Below are 22,659 nucleotides of genomic sequence, written 5' to 3'. Positions count from 1 at the left end.
CACAGAGTAAGTATTAATTAATACAATGACATGGAAAAAAATAAACCACAAGTCAACTTACTAATTCCTCTTTATAACGAAGAAGAGGTCTATGATAAATTGATAGAGCGACTAACCAATGTAATTGAAAAAACTACATTGGACGTTAGTGTGATTTTGGTAGATGATGGGAGCAAGGACAAAACGCCTTTTTTTATGCGAGAGACGGCTTTAAAAGACGAACGATTTAGCGCTGTTTTCCTGTCTAGAAACTTTGGACATCAATTAGCATTAACAGCAGGATTAACGTGCATCAATGCAACAGAGGCAGTTTTGATTTTGGATGGTGATTTGCAAGATCCTCCAGAGTTGCTAGATAAATTTTATGCGTATTACAAAGAAGGCTATGATGTTGTATATGCCGAGCGCTCTTCTAATGCTGAAAAGTCGTTTAAAAGGTTAACATCTAGATGGTTTTATCAATTGTTTGATAGAATGACAGAAACTAAAATCCCTTTGAATACGGGGGATTTTGCCTTAATAAGTCGTCGAGTTGCTGATATTTTAAATCAAATGCCCGAAGAAAGACGCTTTATTCGAGGTATGAGAAGTTGGGTCGGATTTAAGCAGAAGGGAATCTTTTTTGATCGCCCACAAAGAGAATATGGAGAAACAAAATATCCATTAACAAAAATGCTTCGACTTGCTTTGGATGGTATTTTTAGTTTTAGCGAAGTGCCAATCAAATTGATTATCAACCTAGGGATACTCGCCGTCTTATCAAGTTTTATATTCTTAACGATCACCTTGTATAGAAAATTTTACTTGGATGTTGTCGGAGAAGGATTTACAGCTTTAATCTTTGCAATTACCTTATTTGGTGGGGTACAACTGATTTCGATAGGTGTGTTGGGAGAATATATTGTAAGAATATTCTTTCAAGTCAAAAAACGCCCTTTGTTTATTATAGAAAGTAGAATAGAAAAACAAAAAGAAATAAATGGACAAGAAATTTTATAAAGAGTATTATAAACTAGAGCGAAGCCATTGGTGGTTTACAGCTCGCCTAAATATATTAGAAACTCTTTTTGTCAATAGAATACTCAAGAAAAGAAAAAACCTAGATATATTAAATACTGGAGTGGCTACAGGCGCAACAACAACAATGTTAGAACAATATGGAGCAGTCACTTCATTGGAGTACGACAAAGATTGTTGTGAGTTTTTGGATGAGGTGGTGGGCATCAAAGCAATTAATGCTTCTTTGACAGAACTACCTTTTGAGAGCAATTCATTTGATGTTGTTTCTGCTTTTGATGTAATTGAACACATAGACGACCACGTATTGGCGGTACAAGAAATTAAACGTGTTCTAAAACCCAACGGAACCATTTATTTGACCGTACCTGCATTTAATTTTTTGTGGAGTAACCATGATGTGATCAACCATCACTATCGAAGGTATACCAAGAAAGAATTGGTTACTATTTTAGAAAAAGAAGGGTTTAAAATCGATTATGGTTCTTATTTTAACTTCTTCTTGTTTTTGCCCATTTTGGCCGTTCGAATGTTGTTTAAGATAATTCCTAGGAAAAAAAATGAAGGACAGACAGGATCAGATGGCGAAATTTTACAGTCAAATGGTTTTGTGAATAAAGTACTGCATTGGTTGTTTAACAAGGAGTTAATCTTTTTAAATCGAGGAATTCGTTTGCCTTTCGGAGTTTCGGTTTTGGTCATAGGAACAAAGTCTTAATGGCTAACGGTTTTTTTCTCTTCAACTTATTCTTTTTTTTCTAAAAAAATTCCTTATTCTTTAATTTTATGTTACCTTTGTACCTGCAATTCACGAAATTGCCAAAGTGACCTTAAATAAAAATAAAAAAACAACAATAGAATTATCATGAAAAAAGATATTCATCCAGAGAGCAATCGTCTGGTATGTTTTAGAGACATATCTACAGATACCACTTTTTTAATGCATTCTTCTGCACCTTCTAGCGAAAATATTGAAGTTGATGGTGTTGAATATCCACTAGTGAAAGTAGAGATTAGCTCTGCTTCTCATCCTTTCTACACTGGTAAAATGCAATTCGTGGATACTGCTGGACGTATTGACAAATTTAACAAGAAATTTGCTAAGTTTGACAAGTACATGGTTAAAGACGAAGAAAAAGCTGCTGAATAAAAAGTACTATTGGGTGTAATCCATTAGTGGCTTTCTATTGATAGCATGAATATATAGGGTTAATCAACTTTGGTTGGTTAACCTTTTCTTCATTGGGGTATTATGCTTACTTTAATAGTATTGTGTAAACCTGTTTGTATACATTGATCGTGGAGGTGACACAAGATGTTCCTTATGTTTTTTATCAAAAACTAAAAATACGTGAAGTATTATTCTAATAAATAGCTATTTTAAAGAACCAGTGATGTCATTGTTTATTTTTGTATAAAAATTATTGCCATGAAAACTTTTTCGTTCTTTTGTATCAGTTACTTAATAGGTGGAGTCTTATGGGCACAATTGCCTTCTAATATATACACCGATGCAGCCTATGCCCCTTTTTTGTATGGAGTTGCATCGTTTGACCCAACGGATAGTCAAGTGATTCTATGGACACACATTACTCCTAACAATACACAATCTACGATTAATGTTAATTGGGAAGTAGCAACGGATAGCAACTTTTTAAATGTGGTGCAAACAGGAACAGTAGCAACTGATTCGACCAAAGACTGGACTGTTGCTGTAGACGTATCTAGCTTAAACGCCTATACAACATACTATTATCGTTTTCAAGCACCGAATGGCAATTATACTCGAAAAGGGAGGACAAGAACGGCACCTGCTGCTTCAGGGAGTTCTACTGTCAATCACTTGCGTATGGCAGTTGCTTCTTGTAGTTCTGTTTTCTCTGGTTTTTTCAATTCTTATCAACAAATTGCACAGCGTTTGGATCTTGATGTGGTGCTGCATTTGGGGGACTATATCTACGATTTTGTCGATCCCGATGAGGAAATTCGTGTTCCTGTGCCGTATCCTAGTACTCCAACTACTAAGCAAGAGTGGAGAGAACGACAGCGTTACTATTTGATGGATCCTGATTTGCGGCTAGCTCGTCAGATGCACCCTTGGATTGTTATTTGGGATAACCATGATACGGACTACAACGGAAGTCCTACTCAAGCGGAAGATAGTAGAGCGGCATTTTTAGAATATGTGCCTATGCGACTTGTCACTCCTACGGATACTAAAAAAATCTATCGTAAATTTAGCTATGGTTCTTTGGTCGATATTTTTATGATTGATATTTTGCTGTATCGAAATATAGATAATCTGCCATCAGGAGAGCCTAGTATCTTGGGGACGAGCCAATATAATTGGCTGACAACCGAATTGCAAAACTCTACCGCAAAATGGAAGTTGATTGGAAATCAAAAAATGATGTGTGGTTGGTCGGTAGCTAATATCCCACCATTTTTTCCTGCAACAATAGGAAATGGCTCTGTGTTAGACCCTAAAAGTTGGGATGGCTTTGATGGTTCTAGAGATCGTTTATTAGATTTTATAGAAAATAATGCTATTAATAATGTAATGGTTTTAAGTGGGGACGCGCATGTTTCTATGGCAGCCGATTTGCATCAAGCTCCGACGGGCAGTGGATATAATGGAAGTACAGGAAATGGTTCTGTAGCGGTTGAATTTTTGCCAACTTCTATCACTAGAGGTAATTTTGATGAAATGGGGTACCCAAGTTGGGTGGTTGGTGCTGTAGAAGGTTATATGGCTACTGCTAATCCCAATCAAGTTTTTTCTAATATTGTAGAGCATGGTTACGGTATCTTAGATATAAAATCAGATTCAGCTATTGCAGAATTTTGGTACATGGATATCTTAAATGCTACAACAAACCAAACATTTGAAAGAGGTTTACTGCTAAAAGATGAAGAAAATCATTGGCATCGAACGCCCCTAACTACTCCGACAAGCCCAAAGGACTATAATGCTACGATTACCAATCAGAAAAAAATAACGAATCGAGTAAAAAATACGACAGAACTAACTGTTTTCCCCAATCCTTCTGATGGGCAATTCTCGATAACATTTTCACTACATAAAAGCCAAGAGCTTTCTATCGAAATCGTAGACGTTGCTACAGGAAAGATGCTCCAGACAGTACTTCAACAGCGCTTTAAAAGCAATGTCCAGCATAAGGTTGAACTGGATTTAAAAAAGCTATCGGCGGGGTCGTATTATTTGCGTTTAAAAGGAGAATCCTTAGAAACAGGGAAGGTAATCGTTATTCAGTAAGCATTTTTATTTGTAGTTTTGAGTGTATTTGAAGGTTTAAAATAATATTAGTAACACAGGACAAGGCTTCGTGGGAAAATTGATACAAAGATGTGTGCAATAGCAAAGCGATAACGAAGTACTAACAAGAAGAATTATATGTATAATCGACGATCATTTTTAGGAAAATTGGGTTCTTTGGCAGTTGTAGCGGGTAGCACTAGTATGATGCCTAGCTTTTTAAAGGCTGCATCTTTTAGCAGCGAAGAAGGGCGATTGCATAAATTGACAATTTTACATACAAATGATGTACACAGCAGGATCGAACCCTTTCCAATGGATGGAGGAAAGAATGAGGGACGTGGAGGTATTGCCAAACGAGCAGCACTGATTAATAAAATTCGCCAAGAAGAAGAACATGTTTTGCTATTGGATGCGGGAGATATGTTTCAAGGCACTCCTTACTTCAATTATTTTGGCGGAGAGTTGGAGATGAAATTGATGAGCAAAATGGGCTATGATGCTGGCACAATAGGAAATCACGATTTTGATGGTGGAATTGATGGCTTGCACAAACAGTTGACTACTCAAGCTAATTTTCCATTGGTCAATTGTAATTACGACTTTTCAGACACGATTATGAATGGGCATACCAAGCCCTACCAAATTTTTCAAAAAGGACCTATAAAAGTTGGTGTACTAGGAGTTGGTGTAGAGCTAGAAGGATTGGTACCTAGTCCATTGTATAAAAAGACTAGATATACAGATCCCATAAAGAAGGCAAACCACTATGCTAACATTTTAAAAAATGAAGAAAAGTGTGATTATGTAATTTGCTTGTCGCACTTGGGGTATATGTATAAAACCAACAAAGTTTCAGATGTAGTACTGGCAACTAGTACTCAAAATATTGATTTGATCATAGGAGGACATACCCATACTTTTTTAGATAAACCTACGATTATAACGGTGGATAACAAAGAAACTTTGATTACCCAAGTAGGGTGGGCAGGAATGGTTTTAGGGCGATTGGACGTTTATTTTGAGCGGAATTGCCAAGACAAATGCATTCAATGTAAAAATCAATCGATTGGATAATTGAATTGTTCGTCAGGATTTCTATTAGTTGTTTTGGTCAATTTGGAAAGAAAAGAATGAGCAGAGTTAGGCTTTAAAGTGTGTAAAAAAGTACTTTCATTCAAAGTAGGCATGATTTTTTGTAGAGATGTTGTCGTGAAGAAAAAAGATTCAAGTTCCAAAAATTAAAAACTTCCTATTTAAATACTTTTATTTAGTGTTATAAGGTGTAAATTATTTGCTTATGTTGCAAGTAAGGTGTTTGTAATAAGTAATTTATGTTGTCTTAAGTAGGGTTAAAAAAAAAGATTTTTTTTGCTTTTTTTTTTGGTAAATAAATAGTTCTTTTTTTTGTCAATTGAAATTCCTTTTTTTTTTCCATTCCCATTTTTTTTAACGACCTTAGCCAAACTTCTCTAATTAGTTTAGGAACTTTTTGTGGAAAACAAGCTTCATTTTTTGCTTATTTGATTAAAAATGTATCAAAAACAAGCATAATTTGAAATATACAGAAAATATTTATACTATAGGAGATTCCCATTAAAACACTATTAATTTGTAATAGTCTGTGTAAGATTTTGTCAGCCAAAAATTCAAAAAGAATAATGACTTTTGACGGCTTCAGACAATCGCCATTTTTGCATGAATTATTGTAGTTCTTAGCGTTGGCTCAAATAACCAAATCAAATTTTCAAGTCCGTATTATTCAGTAAGAATAACCCTATATTATAATAAAGCCATTATGAGTGCAGATCATGTCCAAGTTTGGCAAAATTGTTTAGCAAAAATAAAGGAAAGTGTTAACGCACAAAGTTTCTCTACTTGGTTTGAGCCAATTAGACCGTTGCGCCTAGACGGTTCAGTTTTAACAATACAAGTTCCAAATAAATTTTTCTATGAATGGCTAGAAGAACACTATGTTGTTGTCTTAAAAGAAGCGATTCAAGTAGAAATTGGAGCAGATGCTCAATTGGAGTATTTGATTCCTAAAAAAACAAACATACCTAAAACACCCTCTTTTAAGAAAGAAAATCTAGAGGCAAATGCTTCTAAGAGTGGTTTGAAAGGTGGAAAAATTAAAAATCCTTTTGTAATACCTGGTATCCAAAAGTTAAAAATAGATTCTCAACTGAATCCTAACTACACCTTTGAGCATTTTATTGAAGGCGACTGCAACCGCTTGGCACGTTCCGCAGGCTTAGCGATTGCCAAGCGTCCAGGAAAAACCGCCTTTAATCCTTTGATGATTTTTGGCGATGTAGGTCTAGGAAAAACACATCTGGCACATGCAATTGGCAATGAGGTTGCGACACAATTTCCAGAAAAAGCAGTGTTGTACGTTTCTTCAGAGCGATTTACCAATCAATTTATTGAAGCACTTCGAAACAACGCCATTAGTGATTTTGTGAAGTTCTATCAAATGGTCGATTTGTTGATCGTAGATGATATTCAGTTTTTGGAAAACAAACAAAAAACACAGGATATTTTCTTCTCTATTTTTAATCACTTGCATCAAGGAGGCAAGCAGTTGATTTTGACTTCCGATCGCCCACCAAAAGAAATGGCAGGCATCGAAGAACGTTTAATTTCTAGATTTAAATGGGGGTTGTCTGCGGATTTGCAAATTCCTTCCTTAGAAACTCGTATGGCAATCATCCAAATGAAAATGGATAACGATGGAGTTGATTTGCCTCCTAATGTACTCGAATTTATATCGTACAACGTGCGGACAAATGTTCGTGAAATGGAAGGGGTATTAATTTCTATTATTGCTCAGGCTGCTTTAAACCAACGAGATATTGATATTGATCTGGCAAAAGAAGTGATTAGTAAATTTGTTGACAACATATCCAGTGAGGTTACGGTTGAATTAATTCAAAAAATTGTAGCCGAACACTACGATTTGCCTGTTGAAAAATTAAAAGAAAAAACAAGAAAACGCTTTGTTGTTCGAGCCAGACAGTTGTCTATGTATTTGGCAAAACAATTGAGCAATAAGTCTTTGAAACACATTGGAAATGCTTTTGGAGGACGAGATCACAGTACTGTAATACATGCTTGCCGTTCTATCGAATCTTTATTGGAAAACGATACACGTTTCAAAAGTGAAGTATCTGATATCTCAAAACGCTTAAAATCAACAGGCTTGTAGTGTAGACAAGGAAATAAGTGGTACTATTTAGTAGTTATTAAGTTCATCAATAGAGAGATTTGAAAATTAAAAATTTAATGTGATTCATTATTTTAATTTTCAAATCTTTCGTTTTTTTAGAAGGAATGGTTTGCTGAAATGAGGAAGGGGTAAGGAGTAATGCTACGAATGATTGATGGATTACGATTTACAAAGAATTTGCTTATTTTTAAATGAATTGAATTTGTTTAAGTGGCATCTATACTATCGATCTTCTAATCCTCTAGTATGTTAAAACAACTCTTATTTTACTTAAAGGTATCCCGTCCTGGTCTTTGGTTTGCAACACTTTGGTTGTATTTGTTGCCAACGAGTCAAATGAGTACAATCGTAAGCACTTGGGAATTTTGGTACGGGCTTTTTTATGTCTGCTTTCCGCTCAATTTTCTGGTGTATGGTTGGAATGACATTGTTGATTATGAGACAGATGCTTTAAACCCTAGAAAAGATAGTTTTTGGTTTGGTGCTAGGGGGACAAAGAAAGATTTAGACGTTTTGTGGCAAGCGATTGCAATTAGTCAGCTCCTATTTTTTCCTGTATTGATTGGTATAGGAGGTTGGGAGGTTGGGTTATTTTTAGTCCTGTTTATTGTAATAAATGGTTTGTACAACCTGCCAGAAAAAGGTTTGAGGAGCCATCCTCCTTTAGAATTGTTGTGTCAAGTGGGATATTTATTAGTAGTTCCTTTGAGTATATGGATCAATAATTTAGAGGGTTTGCCTTGGCAAACCTATGTCTATTTATTTCTATTTGCAATACAATCTCATATGATGGGAGAAGTAATGGATATTGAGCCTGATAAAAAAACTGGACGAAAAACAACGGGAACAATTTTAGGCGTTCGAAACACAAAATTACTTATTATAACTATTGTATTGTTAGAAGTTATTTTGCTGTTAGTTGTTTATCAAGAATATATTTTTGGAGGAATATTGGCAATGGGCTTAATGTGGTTGCTGTTGGATGTTTTTCTTTTATATAAAGACAAAACTTACTCCGTTTGGGAGATGAAATTATTTGCATTGATGTCCAATATAGTTGCTATATTTAGTATGGCCTATGTTTGGTGGTCGGGCTGTTTGTTACAAACGGCTTTTTAAGCCTAGAGCCAACATCCATTTCTACACAAAAATTGCCCTAAAAAACGAATCATAAAACATAAAGGCAGAAAAGATGCGAGCAATTATGAATTGGAGTGGTGGAAAAGATTCTACCTTAGCACTCTACAAAACATTGGCAGGAGGCATTCCTCTACACGGTTTATTTACAACCATAAGTCATCAGTTGCGTCGAATAACCATGCATGGCATTCGAGAGGAATTGCTAGATGCCCAAGCAGCAGCTTTAGAGCTTCCCTTGTATAAGTTAGAATTACCTCCTTCGGATACGATGGAGGTTTACAATGAGTTGATGCAAACTAAAATGAATGTTTTTAAAACCGCAGGCGTGACTCATTCTATATTTGGGGACATTCATTTGGAGGATTTAAAGACGTATCGAGAAGTGCAACTCCAAAAAGTAGGTGTCAAGGCTTTTTTTCCACTGTGGCAATTGCCTGTAGAAGCAATTCTAACAGAATTTATTAGCCTTGGCTTCAAAGCAATTGTTGTTTGTGTCAATGCTAGGTACTTGGACAAGAGTTTTGTGGGAAGAAGACTAGATATGGATTTTATCAATGACCTGCCGCCCAATGTTGATATTTGTGGTGAGAATGGAGAGTTTCATAGCTTTGTATATGATGGACCTATTTTCAAACGACCTGTTCCAATACAATTAGGAGAAGTAGTTTATAAAGATTATTCTAATGGAAAAGAGACGCTAGAGTATGATACAGGGTTTTATTTTCAAGATATATTATTGGCTAATACAGATGGTTAACAACGATTGTAGGCTATATCTAAGGGACAACATAGCTAACATTTTCTAAAAAAAACTTTAAAGTCGATAAAAATAGTTTAATGTCCCGTTAAATGTTAAAATTAGAATCAAACATCTTTTTTTAAGAAGAAATAAAATTCCTACTTTGTGATTAAACCAATAAAACTTAGAATCGACTAAGATAAAACAAAGGCTATCTTTTGTATAAGAGTATAGAATTTCTACCTTTGTATGTCCTAAAAATGAGTTTAAAAAACTTAGGATAAATTTTTAGACCAAATTTGATTTTACCATATCATATAGCATCACAACAATTTAAAAAATAAGAATGAAATCATTTAATAGACTCAGTACTATTACTGGATGGTTGATGTTTGCTGTTGCGGCAACAGTTTACATGTTAACGGCAGAACCAACCTCAAGTTTGTGGGATTGTGGAGAGTTTATCTCAGCAGCGTATAAATTAGAAGTTGTGCATCCTCCAGGGGCACCCTTATTCTTAATGATTGGATCCATTTTTGGATGGATAGCTACGTTATTTTCTGACGATCCTTCAACCATTGCTTATTCATTGAATGTGATGTCAGGACTTTGTACGGCATTCTTAGTTATGTTTGTCTGTTGGTCTACCATTATGCTGAGCAAATTAGCAATGGTAGGGCGTTATGATGCTCCGCAAGAAGGAGGAGAGACTTTAGCCATATTAGGGTCTGGAGTCGTAGCTGGTTTGGCAACTACTTTTGCCACTTCTGTTTGGTTCTCTGCGGTAGAAGGAGAGGTCTATGCGATGTCTTCTGGCTTTACAGGTTTGGTTATGTGGGCAGCTATTAAGTGGTATGTTACCGACCATCCGAAAGCAGATCGCTGGTTGATTTTTATAGCCTATATGATGGGCTTGTCTATCGGAGTGCATTTGCTGAGTTTGTTAGCCATTCCATTTTTGGGTGTTTTATTCTATTTCAAAAAGAAAGAATTGGAAGATGGAGACACGAATTTCTCTTGGAAAGGGGCTATTATTGGCTTTATAGGAGGTTTTGGTGCCTTGGTTGCCGTACAGTATTTTATCATACCTCGTTTGCCTCAAATGGCTGCCGCTGTTGATTTCTTCTTTGTCAATACCTTAGGTACAGGCTTGGGAATGGGTGTTTTGTTCTTTATCATCCTTTTGGTTGGAGGTATTATAGCAACTTTGCGTTACGCACATCAAAAAAAGAACTATTACCTACATTTAGGAACAATGATGTTTGCTATGATATTGATTGGATTCTCTTCTTATGGTATGGTTGTCGTTCGTGCCAATGCTGAGACCGCTATTAATATGAATAATCCAAGTGACCCATATAGTATGTTGTCGTACTTAAATCGCGAACAATATGGAACTCGTCCGTTGATTTATGGTCCTCATTTCGCATCTGAACGCAGTGGTGAATATCCTAAGGATAAAGATGTTTGGAGACCAGTAGAGAAAGATGGGAAAATGGTTTATGAGATTGTGGATGAAAAAAGAGATGTAGGGTATAAGTCAAGTGACATGATGTTTTTCCCTCGATTGGGACACTTTGACCGTGCAGGAGAATATATGAAATGGATGAGCCTTGGTCCTTCAGGAAAACCAACCATGGCCAATAATATCGGTTTCTTTTTTGAATACCAATTAGGGTATATGTATGGACGTTATTTTGCTTGGAACTTTATTGGTCGACAAAATGCGTTGCAAGGAACAGACGGTAAAGTCACTAGAGGAAACTGGTTGTCGGGTATAGCTCCTATTGATGCGATGCGTTTGCACAGCCAATCTAATTTGCCGAAATACATCAAAGAAGATAAATCGAGAAATACATATTACTTTTTGCCATTTATTTTTGGTTTAATTGGATTGATTTTTCATGCTTCAAAACGTTCAAGAGAAGCAGCCGCTTTGGGAGTGTTGTTCTTAATGACAGGAATTGCCATTATTGTCTTTACCAACCAACCGCCTAGAGAGCCTAGAGAGCGTGATTATGTAATTGTGGGATCTATCTTTACCTTCTGTATGTGGATGGGAATGGCTGTGCCATACATTTATGAGTTATTGAAAGACAAAATACCAGGAATAGGAGCAGCAGGTTTGGCAACTGTTTTGGTGTTAACAGCCCCTGTTATTATGGGAGCAGAAAACTGGGACGATCATTCTCGTGCCGACCAATATGGTGCTAGAGATTATGCCATCAACTTCTTGGAGTCTTGTGCGCCTAATGCCATTATATTTACCTATGGAGACAACGATACCTATCCATTGTGGTATGCTCAAGAGGTCGAAAATATTCGTCCTGATGTTCGTGTCATCAACTTTAGTTTATTGGCTGTGGACTGGTATATCGACCAGTTGCGTCGTAAAATTAACGAATCGCCAAAAATAGAAATGACCATACCTAAGGCAGCTTATAGAGGAAAACTCAGAAATTACTTGCCTTTCCAAATTACACAAGGAGAACGTTATATCAATTTGCACGATGTCATTAAATTTGTAGGTTCTACGCCAAGTAATATGAATCCACAAATGCTAGAGCAGTATGCTAGTTACATTCCTGCTAGAAATGTCTACCTTCCTGTTGATAAGGAAAAAGCAATTAAAAATGGAGCTATCAACGAGAGTATTCCTGATTCTATGCTCTTGTCTGCTGTCAAGTTTAAATTGAAAGAAGGGCAGTTTATGATGAAAGATGAGATTGCTTTGATGGATATTATTGCGACCAATGCGCAACGTGGTTGGGAACGTCCTATTTATTTTGCGGTGACTTGTCGCCCAGAAAAAATTATGGGACTAAAAGATTACTTGATGTTAGAGGGAATGGCCTTACGTATCGTTCCTTATAGAACTCCAAGTCAATCAACAACCGCTATCTTGATGGGAAAAGTCGATACCGATTTAATGTATGAGAATATGGTAGGAACAGAGGAGCAACCAGGTAAGTTTAGGTGGGGGAACTTTGATAAGAAAGACTTCTTTATCAATGAGAGTTATATGCCTTCTGTACATAGCTTGCAGTATGGATTTGTTCGCTTGACGGATGCTTTAATTAGAGAAGGAGACAAGAAACGTGCAGAAGCGACTGTAGACAAGTTCTTTGAGTCGTTCCCACATATGAACTTCCCATACGAACAAAGTAGAATGTCCTTGCAAGGAATTCGTTTCTATTTGGTAGAATTAAAGTCGGAAGCAACAGAGGAAAAAGCTAAACAGCATATGGATATTTTGGCAGAAGCCTTGATTGACCGTTTATCGTTTTACAATAGTTTAACTTCTGCGGCAGATCAAAAAGCTTTTGCAGGAGAACGCAACGAAATGTTGGGAATGATTCAGCAGCTGATGCAGTTTGTCAGTTTGACTTCTGATGAAGCCTACAAAAAGGAAATGTTAGCGCGTTTGCAACCTTATGCTCCGCAACAACAAGGTCCTCCAAAACCTCCTGTTAAATAAAAAAAATAAAAACACAGAACAAGACCTCAAGCACGATTGTTTGAGGTCTTTTTTTTTGCAAATTGGGGGGCATTTTGATTTATGACTAAAGAAAAGCCAAAAATTAGAGGGCTAATCACTAAATATTCGCTTTTTTTTAAGAAATTTGCAGTTCTAAAATAAAAACCAACTATGAAATTACAGGAGCGTTTGGCTTTATTGGTAAAATTAGGAGCTTATATACAGCAAGATACCGAAGCAAGACAATATGCAATTGCTTACACAGAACGAAATAATCGTTGGCTGACAAAGGAAAATTCACGAAATGCCTTGCAAAATTTTGCAACCGAATTTTTAACCGCATCGGCTTTAGAAGCTTGGATCGCTAACTATCCATCTTTGAAGGAAGAGAGAAGGTCTAAAAAAATTGGTCTGGTCTTGGCAGGTAATATTCCTGCAGTTGGTTTTCATGATGTATTAACAACGTTTATCGCAGGTCATCAAGCTATGCTCAAGTATTCTGAAAAAGATCAATACTTGATTCCATACATGATTGACTTTATGATAAAAGAAGATCCAAGAAGTGCTGCTTACTTTAAGCCTGTGTTGCGATTGAAAGATTTTGATGCGGTTATTGCTACTGGAAGTAATAATTCAGCCTTATACTTTGAGCAATATTTTAGCAAATATCCCAATATCATTCGAAAGAATAGAAATTCAATTGCCGTTCTGGATGGGACAGAAACAGAGGAAGAATTGTTGGCTTTGGGAAGCGATATTTTTGCCTATTTTGGCTTGGGGTGCCGTTCTGTTGCCAAACTATATGTACCCAAGGAATATGATTTTTTCAATTTCTTGAGTCTAATGGATCAGCATTATAAAACGATAATGGATCACAATAAATACAAAAATAATTACGATTACAATCGTTCTATTTATTTGTTGAATAATGTCCCTCATTTAGCCAATGATTGTTTGATGTTATTGGAACATGAAAGTTTGTTGTCTCGTATTTCTTCGGTACATTTTGAGTATTATAATAATGAAGAAGATCTACAAGCAAAATTGGAAGGAGCAAAGGAGCAAATACAATGTATTGCAACAAAAATGAACCTTCCACAAAAAAATACGGTTCTTTTAGGGCAAGCTCAAAAGCCTGCTGTGGAGGACTATGCAGATGGCGTTGATACGCTACAATTTTTAATAGAATTATAGTTTGTTAACAAGAATAGGGTAGGAGGCGCTCTACTATTTTTAGAGTAGCACTATCATTATAAAGTAGTTGCAAACTAAAAAAATATTACGTCACGACCAACTGGCTATTCCCCAGAACAACTGAAAATTAGTTGATAGGTACAAAACGTTGAATAAGAAATGATTATTTATTTAACTCGTAGAGAGAATTTTAATGCTGCTCACCAATTGTGGGTACACGAATGGTCTGAAGAAAAAAACTTTCAAGTATTTGGCAAATGTGCCAATAAAAATTTTCATGGCCATAATTATGATTTAATGGTGACCATCAAAGGTAAACCTGATCCTGTGACGGGGTTTATTATGGATGCGAAGAAATTGAGTACAATTATTAAAAAAGAAGTTTGCGATATCTTAGATCATAGCAATCTAAACATGGACCCTAATTTCTTGCCGAAAGGAACACCTCCGACAACTGAAAACTTGGTGTATTATATCTGGAAACAGATAGAGCCTCATTTGGATGCCAACTGTCGAATGCATTGTGTGAAGTTGTATGAAACGCGCAATATCTGGGCAGAATACTATGGCGAAGAAGATTTTTAGGGCGACTAAAAAACTTAAAACCGATTCATTAACTATAGAATGATGCTGAAAAGTTATAGAAATATTGAGTGCTTTTAGTTAGCCTTGTTATGGAATAGAGTTTAAAAACGGAGTGACAAAAAAGAATTGTTATTCCGTTTTTTTTGTTAAGGTTTTTGAGGTTGAATGGTTTATGTCGGGGTGAAAGCATCTTTTTTGCTGCTTTTTGTCTCAATTATAAAAGTATTTATCCTTTATTCAATTTCATATAATTGCACTGCAGTCCCATAAGCCAAAATTTCAGAGACGCCTTCTATCGTTGTACTAGAAAAACGAAGCCCAATGATAGCATCTGCTTTTAGTTTTTGGGCGGCTTGAATCATTTTATTTAAAGCTTCCTCTCTTGCATGAGCTTGAATCAAAGAAAAATCTTCTATTTCCCCTCCCATTAGATTGGCTAAATCAACCCAAGTATTTCGACTTTTGTTTCTAGCAAAAGCTATATTACCTCGTACCAGTCCAACAATTTGACGAATTTGTCTTTGCGGGATGATTTCAGTTGTTGATAAGATCATAATACTTAGTTTGCAATAGCATAAGTGCCATTAGGTTTTATCCAAACTTTAGGTAGGGTATGTTTGGTTTCAAAGTAATCAAAAATAGGATATAAATTTTGCCAAAATACCATATGTTGGGTGGCATTATTAATCAACGACTTCATTTTGTTGGATGGGAAAATATGGACTTGAATTTTTGTTTGCCCCAAGCGTTGTGCTTCGGAGGTTAAAGCATAGAGTTCTTCTATTTTTCTATTGGTAATGGGAATACAACCAATACTAGCACAACCGCCATGAATGAAAATATCACCACCAGGATATTGAGCATGCCCCAATTTTCGATCAGAATCATTTGGGTAATTTAAACCGAGTGATAAATGAAATTTACTATTGGGATTAAAGCGATCGATCCAGTAACACCCTTCAGGAATTTGCCGATCTCCTTCCTGGCGTTTAGGTCCCAATAAGCCCGAAGAAGTACAAAAAGAATACGTTTGTATTTTTTTAAATTGCTGTCCAAGTTTCTCTTTTGCCCAAACTTCTACGATTTGCTCTTTTTTAAATGCTCTTAAAAACAGTTCAAAATTGGTAGAGTCAATTTGTTGTTTTTGTAATAGAAGTAACGGACTAGAGGAGACCGTTTGAGGTCTAGGAGAAGAAGGGTTATTACAAGCTGTTGTTAGTAAAATAAAGGAAAATAAGAGCAATATAGGGTTCATCAAATTATCTGTTTAAGAAATAGATAGCTAGTAATGTTATTGTAATTGTAGCAATAATAAAAAATACCAGCATTAAACGTGTATTTTCGTTGTTCTTTATTTGCTCTAAATGTTGTGCTGCTTTGGTGCGTTCCGTTTGGCTTGCTTTTTTAAATACAAGTGGTGTTGTGCCAATAGATTTGTCAAAATCTTTGGTTGGAAAAGGAGTGTGGCTTCGCTTGTTTTCTCGTAATGAGACAATAGCATGCAGCATGCTTCCTGCGCCAGGCATAATGATTGATATTTTTAGATGAAAAAATAGTTTTGTGATAACAGTAACGTTACCTAACCCCAATAAGCAGCAGCAAGTATTAAACAAAAAATACTTAAAAGAATACTTCCCCAAATAAGTAAACTTTGTGCCTTTTTATATGCACTATGATTGGGGGGTGACAAAGGCACTTGCTTGTGCTTTTTAGCACGGGACGAAAATTGTTGCGCTAGTATGGCAGGTCTTGTGAAATTTAATATCATAATAGTAAAGCTATTTGTATTGATAATAATACTATTGTAACAAGGTTTGATCCTAATTTAGTTCCCAACAATATCTAATAAGCAACAAAAAACCTCCTGTACAACCAAAATGCACAGAAGGTCTTATAGTATTTGTAGAATTGATCTGAGTTAGCATCAATAATTGCAACTCGTACTATTTCTTTTTAGCTTTAGCTGCTTCTTTTTCCGCTTTTTTCTTTGCCTTAGCCGCTTCTTTTTCGGCTTTCTTTTTAGCTTTGGCAGCAGCTTTTTCTGCCTTTTTCTTCGCCTTAGCAGCAGCTTTTTCGGCTTTTTGTTTCTCTTTTAAAGCTTTTAGTTCTGCTTTTAACTCTGCTTTTGTTTTTTCCTTTGTAGGTTCTTCGACCACAACAGGTTCTTCTTTGATGACCTCTTTAACTTCTTTGACCTCTTTTTGGGGTTCTGCCTTTGGTTCTTTGACAACAACAGGATCAGAAATGGTATAAGGAAACTTTTTAGGATTGGCACAAACCTCTTTTGCTGCAATGGCAAAGTTATTTTGATCTACCTCACTTAAAATTAAATCACCAACCGCCTTGATTTGTTTAGGAGTCATGCATTGACCTTTGATACCATCTTGAGCAATATTTAAGCGTTGGTCAGCAGCGGCATTTTGAACTTTGTCTTTAAGAGCAAGAAAAGCATCTTTTTCCATTGGTAGGCAAGTCAAATCGGTTGGTGTTAAGGCAACACTTCGTTTGGTGCGCATTTGACGTTGACCATTTCTCTCAACGATTTCCTTAATCAATGTGGTTGTCTCCTCTACAATGCTCGTTGTTCCGTCGGCATTGGTTGTTGTGATGTATTTGTTAATAATCGTGGTCCCCTCTTTTTCTTCTGCTTGAGGTGCTGGCGTAGCTGCCGCTACTTCTGTCTCTCCTTCGATATCGGCAGAAGAACCACTAAATTTACCAGATCGTTTACTTTCTGCTTCTTCTTCTAATGTTCCATGTACTCTGTTAATTTCAGGATCACGTTCTACCATATCTTTGCTTATATCATTGGCACTCTTCATACCTTGAATGCTAACCCCTGCGTCATTGTAAGCCAAGACGGTTTGTTTGTTGCTAACAGATTGAACTTGTGCTAAAGGAACAGAACTGTACTGCTTTAGTTTCCAAGAATTATCGTCTTTTTCAATTTGAAACGAAGTTTCTTTCTTTCCAAGTATTCTAACATTAGACTTAAATGCTTTGCGGGTTTTGTCTGTAAAAAACACCGTTACCCAATAGTCTCCTTCAGGGATATCTGTTACTTTGATATTCGTATTGGCATCTTTATTCTGAAATTTGTTATCCAAAGCTATGTGAAATGTAGCACCATCAGTGGAAAAAACAACACAATTTCCCTCTTGTGCATTCAATAGAATAGGAAGACTGACGAGCAGTAAGATGTAGTATAGATTTTTTAAATTCATATTTGATCAATTTTTTTTAGAGTAAAAGGTTCTTGATAAATAGTTTGATAATCAGTAGAAGTCATCTTTTATGATCAACTCAAAGTTAGTTAAAATTAAACACTCTAAGTCATTTTGCCAAAGAACGAAATAAGATAAGTAAGTGAACATAAAAAATTATAGGTGAAAAATAGCCTTATTTTTAGTGCTAATCGAAAAGGAAAAGTGCGGTTTTACCTGCGGTGCTACTGCGTGGTAGCGAGTTAAAGCAAATTTTCCCGATGAAGAGTAGTGCAAAAAAGAAGGTTGCTTTTATAGAATTTTTTCTGAACGATTACTTATTATCAACTAACAGTGCTTAGTAGGGTAACAATATCTTAACTTACTTGGTTGTCAGTATTTCTTCTGTCGGCATTTTAGCAAGCATAGAGCTAAAAATAGATAGCATACAGTAAGAAAAGAAAAAGTACAAGCCAATGGCCATATTGCTATGCGTGCCTATCCCTACTTGTAGATTTTTAAACGCTAAAAAGCCTAAAAAAATTGCAACGACAAATACATCTGCCATAGACCATTTACTAAGGTTGAGAACAAAATTCTTAAACCATTTTTGATTCGCAATTTGAGGTCTAAAAACAAATCCAATCATTAATAATGTTTTTACAAGAGGAAAAACAACACTAAACAACAAGATGCTAAAGGCAACTAAAAGATTGCCTTGTTGGAAAAGCAGTTGAATAAGCTGAGCAATGGACTTACTTTGATAATAAAAATAAATATCTCCTTCAAATTTTTTATGGACTGTTAAGTCAATCTTTATTCCAAAAACCTCTTTTTCTACAGGAATATCCCCTAGGTTTAAATTTCTTTCTATTGCTGCAATTTCCAACATAGGTGTAAATAACCCTGCATGTAAACAGATTATAGATAAACTAATAAGTCCAATTAAGAGGATGGACGGAGGTTGGTAGAGAAATTGTAAAACTAGCAATACCAATAGATAACAACAAATCCAACCCAAAATGTAATACGTTTTTCGTTGGATGTCATTTTCTGCCTGTTGAATGTTTTCTAACAAAATGCTTTGTTGCTTTTTTTGTACGGAAGAACTGCCAAAAAACAAATCAACATCAATTGTTTTGTCTTTATAATCGAATCCATTAGAAATAGAATCATTTTCTATTGGCACCCATTCCTCTCCATCCAAAAAACGATTTTTATAACTCAACGTATCTGCCAATTCTTCTTTAGTTGTTTTATAAAGGCTGCTAGCTTGGATAAGAAAACTATTGAGAATAAACCCAATAACTAAGAATAAAAGGCTTGTAATAATAACAATTGATTTTTTGTTCATAAGCTGGTTTTATGTGGTTTGTGAGTAATAACTTTAGCAAGTTAAGGCTATTTTTAGCTAAGTAAGTGGACAGAAAAAAGTATAGTTAAAAATGTAATTGTTTTTAGTGCTGTTCAAAGAAAAGAATTGAAGTTTTACCTGCGGTGCTACTTCGTGGTAGCGGGCTAAAACGAGATTTTTTGATGAAGAACAGTGCAAAAAGAATTCTATTTTGCCTATAAATTTTAATGAACGATTACTTATATAAATTAATTCATGATAATCCCTGATCTGATAGAAATATGCTAACTTTATAAGGAATACAAAAGTAAGTAGAACAACTTTGGCAAGAATTTTTCTTTTTTGGCAAGATTAGTTAAAGCTTCTTGCTGAGAAATAACGTTTTTGTAGCAGAAATAATTTTTAAAAACTTAAGTTTTAAACCAAAAGATATAAACTATTATGGATTTAATGAATATGTTCAAGCAGCAAATGACCAATGCTGTTGTTAGCCAAATGGCTCAAAAAGTAGGCTTAGGGGGAAATGAACAGCAAACTTCTCAAGCTGCTCAAAATGTTTTTACAACATTAATGGGAGCCGTAACTAAAAATGCCTCTACTCCTCAAGGAGCAGAATCGTTGAATAAGGCATTAGAAAAAGACCACGATGGAAGCGTGATGAATAATTTGATGAGCTTTTTAGGCAGTGGTCCTACTCAGAACGTGGCGCCAAGAGCTGAAGATGGAAATGGTATCTTAAAGCATATGTTAGGCAACAAGCAAGCCTCGGTGGTGCAGGGCTTGAGTCAAATGAACAATATGAGTCCTGAGGCAACACAATCGTTGATGACTACTGTTGCACCAATGGTCATGAGTTTACTTGGAAAAGCAAAGCAGCAGCAAGGCTTTGATGCTTCGAGTATTACACAGTTTTTAGGAAATCAACAAGCGCAAACCAATAACAGCCAATTGAGTGGCATTATGTCTATGTTGGATAGCGATGGAGACGGAAGTGTAATTGATGATTTAGGAAATATGCTAGGTGGATTCTTTGGGAAGTAAAACCTTGTTAAAATATAAGAAGATTTGAAAATGTTGTTGTTAAAAGGAACTAACTTAATAGCAACATTTCAAATCTTCCATTCTTATATGATTTTATTTTTAAAGGTTAGAACTCATGCCTTGAATAAAGCGTTTAGACATATTAACAAAGTTGCGCTCTGAAATGAGACCAATCAATTCTTCTCCTTTTACAACAGGGAGTACCTTTAGGTTGTGTTCTTTCATCAATTTAATAACATCTACTATTTTCATTTGTTGGGTGACTGTGTAAGGATTATGATCCATAATATCACCTACTGTCGTATCAGCGTTAATTTTGCCTTTTTGAGCAAAGAATTTTAATATCTGAGTAGATGTAATCAAACCAATTAAATGCCCTTTAGAGTCTTCAACAGGCATGGACGAAATATCGCCCCAATCCATTAGCGAAGAAGCAAATTCCAACAAATCATCTTTTTGCAAGGTAAAAATATCAGTAGTCATAAACTCTTCAACAAGCAATTGTGAAGGGTTGTAATGGTGGAACTCATTTAGTTCAGGCAAAGGCCATTCGTGTGCAGGTTTACTTTGTTTTTGATTGTTGTAAATGGCTGCTGTCAATGAAGTTAAGCTTTCGTCAATATGTGTTTCTTTTTGAAATTTAGTATAGGCTTGCAAAATCCATCTAGAGCCATTCATATGGCGCTTGGCACGTTCTTCTATGATGCCCAAATAGCGATCTATATCAGCCCCATCAATATTTCGTTTTTCTAATCCATGGCGAGCAATAGGAAGTAAAATTTCTTTGGTTAGATCACGAGCAGATATTTTTTGATTGTTAATCCAAGTAAATTTACAATCCATACCAGAACGGGCGCCTTTCATGAAGTTGTCCCGAGCATCGTCAAAACTCATGTACTTTCGAATATCATCGAATTGATCGGCCATTCCTTCCATTGTACCCAACCAAAATGCAGTACTAGCCATTTCATCCAAAACGGTAGGACCAGCGCCCAATACTCTATTTTCAATGCGTAAATGAGGCTTTCCATTAGGGCTAATTCCATAACAGGGGCGATTCCAACGATACACTGTTCCATTGTGGACTTGCAAAGCTTGGAGTTTGGGGGCTTTACCAGCCTCAATGGCCTCTAAAGAATTTTGCTCAATTTCGGCTCCTAGCAAAATTCTATAGCGAAGAATATCTTCTTTGTAAATTTCTAAAATAGACTTGTCCAACCATTGATTGCCAAAATTAACGCGGGCACTTTTATGCCTAAGATGATCCTTAGATTTTCTATTGTCAATAGATTGAGCAAAAAGAGCAATTCTAGTTTCGTGCCACAAACGTTTACCAAATAACACAGGAGAATTGGTACACATAGCTAGTGTAGGTCCTGTAATTGCTTGTGCAATATTGTACATTTTGACAAAGTTCTTAGGAGCAACTTGCAGATGTACCTGAAAACTTGTATTGCAAGCCTCTAGGAGTGGTGAATCATGCAGTAAATTAAGCTCATCGATGCCATCTAATCGAAGTTCATAATCAGACCCTCTAAGCATTTTAAGCGCCGTCATCAAGGCGTGATAGCGAGGCTTTGGAGTCAGTTGATCCATACTCAGGTCAAATTTGCGTAACGAAGGTAAGATACCTGTTAACAAGATTCGAGTATCGTGTTTGGACGCAGCATTATCAACTTGGTTCAAATAATCCCTAAGCTCTGTTTCCATTTTGCTCAAAGCGGTTCCTTCAAATACCTGAGGGCTTAAATTTAGCTCTAAATTAAATTTAGCCAACTCGGTAGTCAACCATTCTGGATGAAAATCTTTTAAGATATCCATCGCTTTATAAGCAGGCTTGTAATGTTTGTTAATCAAACACATTTCTTGTTCTGCGCCAATACATTTTACATCATCCTCAAACCAGTCGTTTTTTAGCATGTATTCTAATGCTTCAACATCATTGAGTAATTGTCTTACAAAATTGCGCATTTCGTCTTTGCCTTGCGAAGAGGCTAATTTGACACGTTCTTCTCCCATTGATAGTATTTTTGTAGGTCGTTTTAACAGCACTTACGAAGTCATGTATTGCAAGGTGCTTGCTTGTTTCTTAACGTTGTGTATCTGTTTTTTAGATGATCCCAATAAATAGCAATAACAAGTTATGAGAAGTGGTGTAGCATTAACACATTACTGCTCATTTTTAGCCTATAATACTTGGTAAAGGTTACTAAAGGGTAGCTAAAAACAATGTTTTACAACCTCACTTAAAGCTAAAATTTAGATAATAATTAAGAGTGATTTTAACTTTATGGTTTATGTTCGGTGTCACAACTTACTAAAGCTAAAAACTAATCTTTAATATTTGAAATATTGAAGGTGATAAATTTTACTCAAAATGGAATTATAAAAAAAACACTACA

Annotated in this window: 18 protein-coding genes; 12 read left to right on the top strand and 6 right to left on the bottom strand. The window is 35.8% G+C overall.

Annotation, left to right across the window (positions count from 1 at the left end; genetic code table 11):
• Window positions 1-30: 30 nt before the first annotated feature.
• The 11 genes from CG11_RS15555 (at window position 31) to CG11_RS15505 (ending at window position 14,659) form a co-directional block, all read left to right on the top strand.
• Complete coding sequence (locus tag CG11_RS15555) at window positions 31-999, top strand: glycosyltransferase family 2 protein (RefSeq protein WP_052597704.1); 969 nt, start codon at window positions 31-33, stop codon at window positions 997-999.
• Window positions 980-1,735, top strand: a complete 756-nt coding sequence (locus tag CG11_RS15550; RefSeq protein ID WP_052597703.1) for a class I SAM-dependent methyltransferase — start codon at window positions 980-982, stop codon at window positions 1,733-1,735. The genes CG11_RS15555 and CG11_RS15550 overlap by 20 nt, the downstream gene beginning before the upstream one ends.
• 147 nt (window positions 1,736-1,882) lie before the next feature.
• Window positions 1,883-2,167: a type B 50S ribosomal protein L31 gene (locus tag CG11_RS15545; protein ID WP_052597702.1), complete on the top strand. Its 285-nt coding sequence runs from the start codon at window positions 1,883-1,885 to the stop codon at window positions 2,165-2,167.
• Between the two features lie 279 nt (window positions 2,168-2,446).
• Window positions 2,447-4,294, top strand: coding sequence for an alkaline phosphatase D family protein (locus CG11_RS15540; protein ID WP_052597701.1), 1,848 nt, complete (start codon window positions 2,447-2,449; stop codon window positions 4,292-4,294).
• A 138-nt stretch (window positions 4,295-4,432) separates the two neighbouring features.
• A complete protein-coding gene (locus tag CG11_RS15535; RefSeq protein ID WP_052597700.1) occupies window positions 4,433-5,371 on the top strand; it encodes a bifunctional UDP-sugar hydrolase/5'-nucleotidase in 939 nt (312 codons plus the stop codon).
• A 721-nt stretch (window positions 5,372-6,092) separates the two neighbouring features.
• A complete protein-coding gene (gene dnaA, locus CG11_RS15530; protein ID WP_052597699.1) occupies window positions 6,093-7,502 on the top strand; it encodes a chromosomal replication initiator protein DnaA in 1,410 nt (469 codons plus the stop codon).
• Window positions 7,503-7,769: 267 nt separating this feature from the next.
• Complete coding sequence (locus CG11_RS15525) at window positions 7,770-8,642, top strand: UbiA family prenyltransferase (protein WP_052597698.1); 873 nt, start codon at window positions 7,770-7,772, stop codon at window positions 8,640-8,642.
• A 73-nt stretch (window positions 8,643-8,715) separates the two neighbouring features.
• Window positions 8,716-9,420, top strand: a complete 705-nt coding sequence (locus tag CG11_RS15520; RefSeq protein WP_052597697.1) for a diphthine--ammonia ligase — start codon at window positions 8,716-8,718, stop codon at window positions 9,418-9,420.
• 328 nt (window positions 9,421-9,748) lie between these two features.
• Window positions 9,749-12,880, top strand: coding sequence for a DUF2723 domain-containing protein (locus CG11_RS15515; protein WP_052597696.1), 3,132 nt, complete (start codon window positions 9,749-9,751; stop codon window positions 12,878-12,880).
• Between the two features lie 171 nt (window positions 12,881-13,051).
• Window positions 13,052-14,074: an acyl-CoA reductase gene (locus CG11_RS15510; protein WP_052597695.1), complete on the top strand. Its 1,023-nt coding sequence runs from the start codon at window positions 13,052-13,054 to the stop codon at window positions 14,072-14,074.
• 159 nt (window positions 14,075-14,233) lie between these two features.
• A complete protein-coding gene (locus CG11_RS15505; RefSeq protein ID WP_052597694.1) occupies window positions 14,234-14,659 on the top strand; it encodes a 6-carboxytetrahydropterin synthase in 426 nt (141 codons plus the stop codon).
• A gap of 233 nt (window positions 14,660-14,892) precedes the next feature.
• Here CG11_RS15505 and CG11_RS15500 read toward each other — a convergent pair whose 3' ends face one another.
• The 5 genes from CG11_RS15500 to CG11_RS15475 all read right to left on the bottom strand — a co-directional run bounded on the left by CG11_RS15500 (window position 14,893) and on the right by CG11_RS15475 (window position 19,216).
• Window positions 14,893-15,213 (bottom strand): YbjQ family protein, encoded by a 321-nt coding sequence (locus CG11_RS15500; protein WP_052597693.1) that lies wholly within the window; start codon window positions 15,211-15,213, stop codon window positions 14,893-14,895.
• A gap of 5 nt (window positions 15,214-15,218) precedes the next feature.
• A complete protein-coding gene (locus tag CG11_RS15495) occupies window positions 15,219-15,914 on the bottom strand; it encodes a murein L,D-transpeptidase family protein (RefSeq protein WP_081909566.1) in 696 nt (231 codons plus the stop codon).
• A gap of 4 nt (window positions 15,915-15,918) precedes the next feature.
• On the bottom strand, window positions 15,919-16,185 hold the full coding sequence (locus CG11_RS15490; RefSeq protein WP_052597692.1) for a hypothetical protein: 267 nt from the start codon (window positions 16,183-16,185) through the stop codon (window positions 15,919-15,921).
• Window positions 16,186-16,602: 417 nt separating this feature from the next.
• Window positions 16,603-17,883 carry a hypothetical protein gene (locus CG11_RS15480; protein ID WP_052597690.1) on the bottom strand — a complete coding sequence of 427 codons (1,281 nt, stop codon included), beginning with the start codon at window positions 17,881-17,883 and terminating at the stop codon, window positions 16,603-16,605.
• A gap of 361 nt (window positions 17,884-18,244) precedes the next feature.
• Window positions 18,245-19,216, bottom strand: coding sequence for a paraquat-inducible protein A (locus CG11_RS15475; protein WP_052597689.1), 972 nt, complete (start codon window positions 19,214-19,216; stop codon window positions 18,245-18,247).
• Between the two features lie 441 nt (window positions 19,217-19,657).
• Between CG11_RS15475 and CG11_RS15470 the strand changes: the two genes are divergently transcribed.
• Window positions 19,658-20,257, top strand: a complete 600-nt coding sequence (locus CG11_RS15470) for a DUF937 domain-containing protein (RefSeq protein ID WP_052597688.1) — start codon at window positions 19,658-19,660, stop codon at window positions 20,255-20,257.
• 99 nt (window positions 20,258-20,356) lie between these two features.
• Here the strand turns inward: CG11_RS15470 and CG11_RS15465 are convergent, their stop codons facing one another.
• Window positions 20,357-22,276 (bottom strand): CBS domain-containing protein, encoded by a 1,920-nt coding sequence (locus CG11_RS15465; RefSeq protein ID WP_052597687.1) that lies wholly within the window; start codon window positions 22,274-22,276, stop codon window positions 20,357-20,359.
• Window positions 22,277-22,659: the final 383 nt, after the last annotated feature.

Source organism: Aureispira sp. CCB-QB1, from assembly GCF_000724545.1.
Lineage (GTDB): Bacteria > Bacteroidota > Bacteroidia > Chitinophagales > Saprospiraceae > Aureispira.
Note: the sequence above shows the minus strand (reverse complement) of the source record. Positions and strands in the feature narration are given on the sequence as shown.

Excerpts from the sequence above, each read along its gene's own strand:
- CG11_RS15555 (WP_052597704.1), top strand. The coding sequence starts at position 31 with ATGGAAAAAAATAAACCACAAGTCAACTTACTAATTCCTCTTTATAAC.
- CG11_RS15550 (WP_052597703.1), top strand. The coding sequence starts at position 980 with ATGGACAAGAAATTTTATAAAGAGTATTATAAACTAGAGCGAAGCCAT.
- CG11_RS15545 (WP_052597702.1), top strand. The coding sequence starts at position 1,883 with ATGAAAAAAGATATTCATCCAGAGAGCAATCGTCTGGTATGTTTTAGA.
- CG11_RS15540 (WP_052597701.1), top strand. The coding sequence starts at position 2,447 with ATGAAAACTTTTTCGTTCTTTTGTATCAGTTACTTAATAGGTGGAGTC.
- CG11_RS15535 (WP_052597700.1), top strand. The coding sequence starts at position 4,433 with ATGTATAATCGACGATCATTTTTAGGAAAATTGGGTTCTTTGGCAGTT.
- dnaA (WP_052597699.1), top strand. The coding sequence starts at position 6,093 with ATGAGTGCAGATCATGTCCAAGTTTGGCAAAATTGTTTAGCAAAAATA.
- CG11_RS15525 (WP_052597698.1), top strand. The coding sequence starts at position 7,770 with ATGTTAAAACAACTCTTATTTTACTTAAAGGTATCCCGTCCTGGTCTT.
- CG11_RS15520 (WP_052597697.1), top strand. The coding sequence starts at position 8,716 with ATGCGAGCAATTATGAATTGGAGTGGTGGAAAAGATTCTACCTTAGCA.
- CG11_RS15515 (WP_052597696.1), top strand. The coding sequence starts at position 9,749 with ATGAAATCATTTAATAGACTCAGTACTATTACTGGATGGTTGATGTTT.
- CG11_RS15510 (WP_052597695.1), top strand. The coding sequence starts at position 13,052 with ATGAAATTACAGGAGCGTTTGGCTTTATTGGTAAAATTAGGAGCTTAT.
- CG11_RS15505 (WP_052597694.1), top strand. The coding sequence starts at position 14,234 with ATGATTATTTATTTAACTCGTAGAGAGAATTTTAATGCTGCTCACCAA.
- CG11_RS15500 (WP_052597693.1), bottom strand. The coding sequence starts at position 15,213 with ATGATCTTATCAACAACTGAAATCATCCCGCAAAGACAAATTCGTCAA.
- CG11_RS15495 (WP_081909566.1), bottom strand. The coding sequence starts at position 15,914 with ATGAACCCTATATTGCTCTTATTTTCCTTTATTTTACTAACAACAGCT.
- CG11_RS15490 (WP_052597692.1), bottom strand. The coding sequence starts at position 16,185 with ATGCCTGGCGCAGGAAGCATGCTGCATGCTATTGTCTCATTACGAGAA.
- CG11_RS15480 (WP_052597690.1), bottom strand. The coding sequence starts at position 17,883 with ATGAATTTAAAAAATCTATACTACATCTTACTGCTCGTCAGTCTTCCT.
- CG11_RS15475 (WP_052597689.1), bottom strand. The coding sequence starts at position 19,216 with ATGAACAAAAAATCAATTGTTATTATTACAAGCCTTTTATTCTTAGTT.
- CG11_RS15470 (WP_052597688.1), top strand. The coding sequence starts at position 19,658 with ATGGATTTAATGAATATGTTCAAGCAGCAAATGACCAATGCTGTTGTT.
- CG11_RS15465 (WP_052597687.1), bottom strand. The coding sequence starts at position 22,276 with ATGGGAGAAGAACGTGTCAAATTAGCCTCTTCGCAAGGCAAAGACGAA.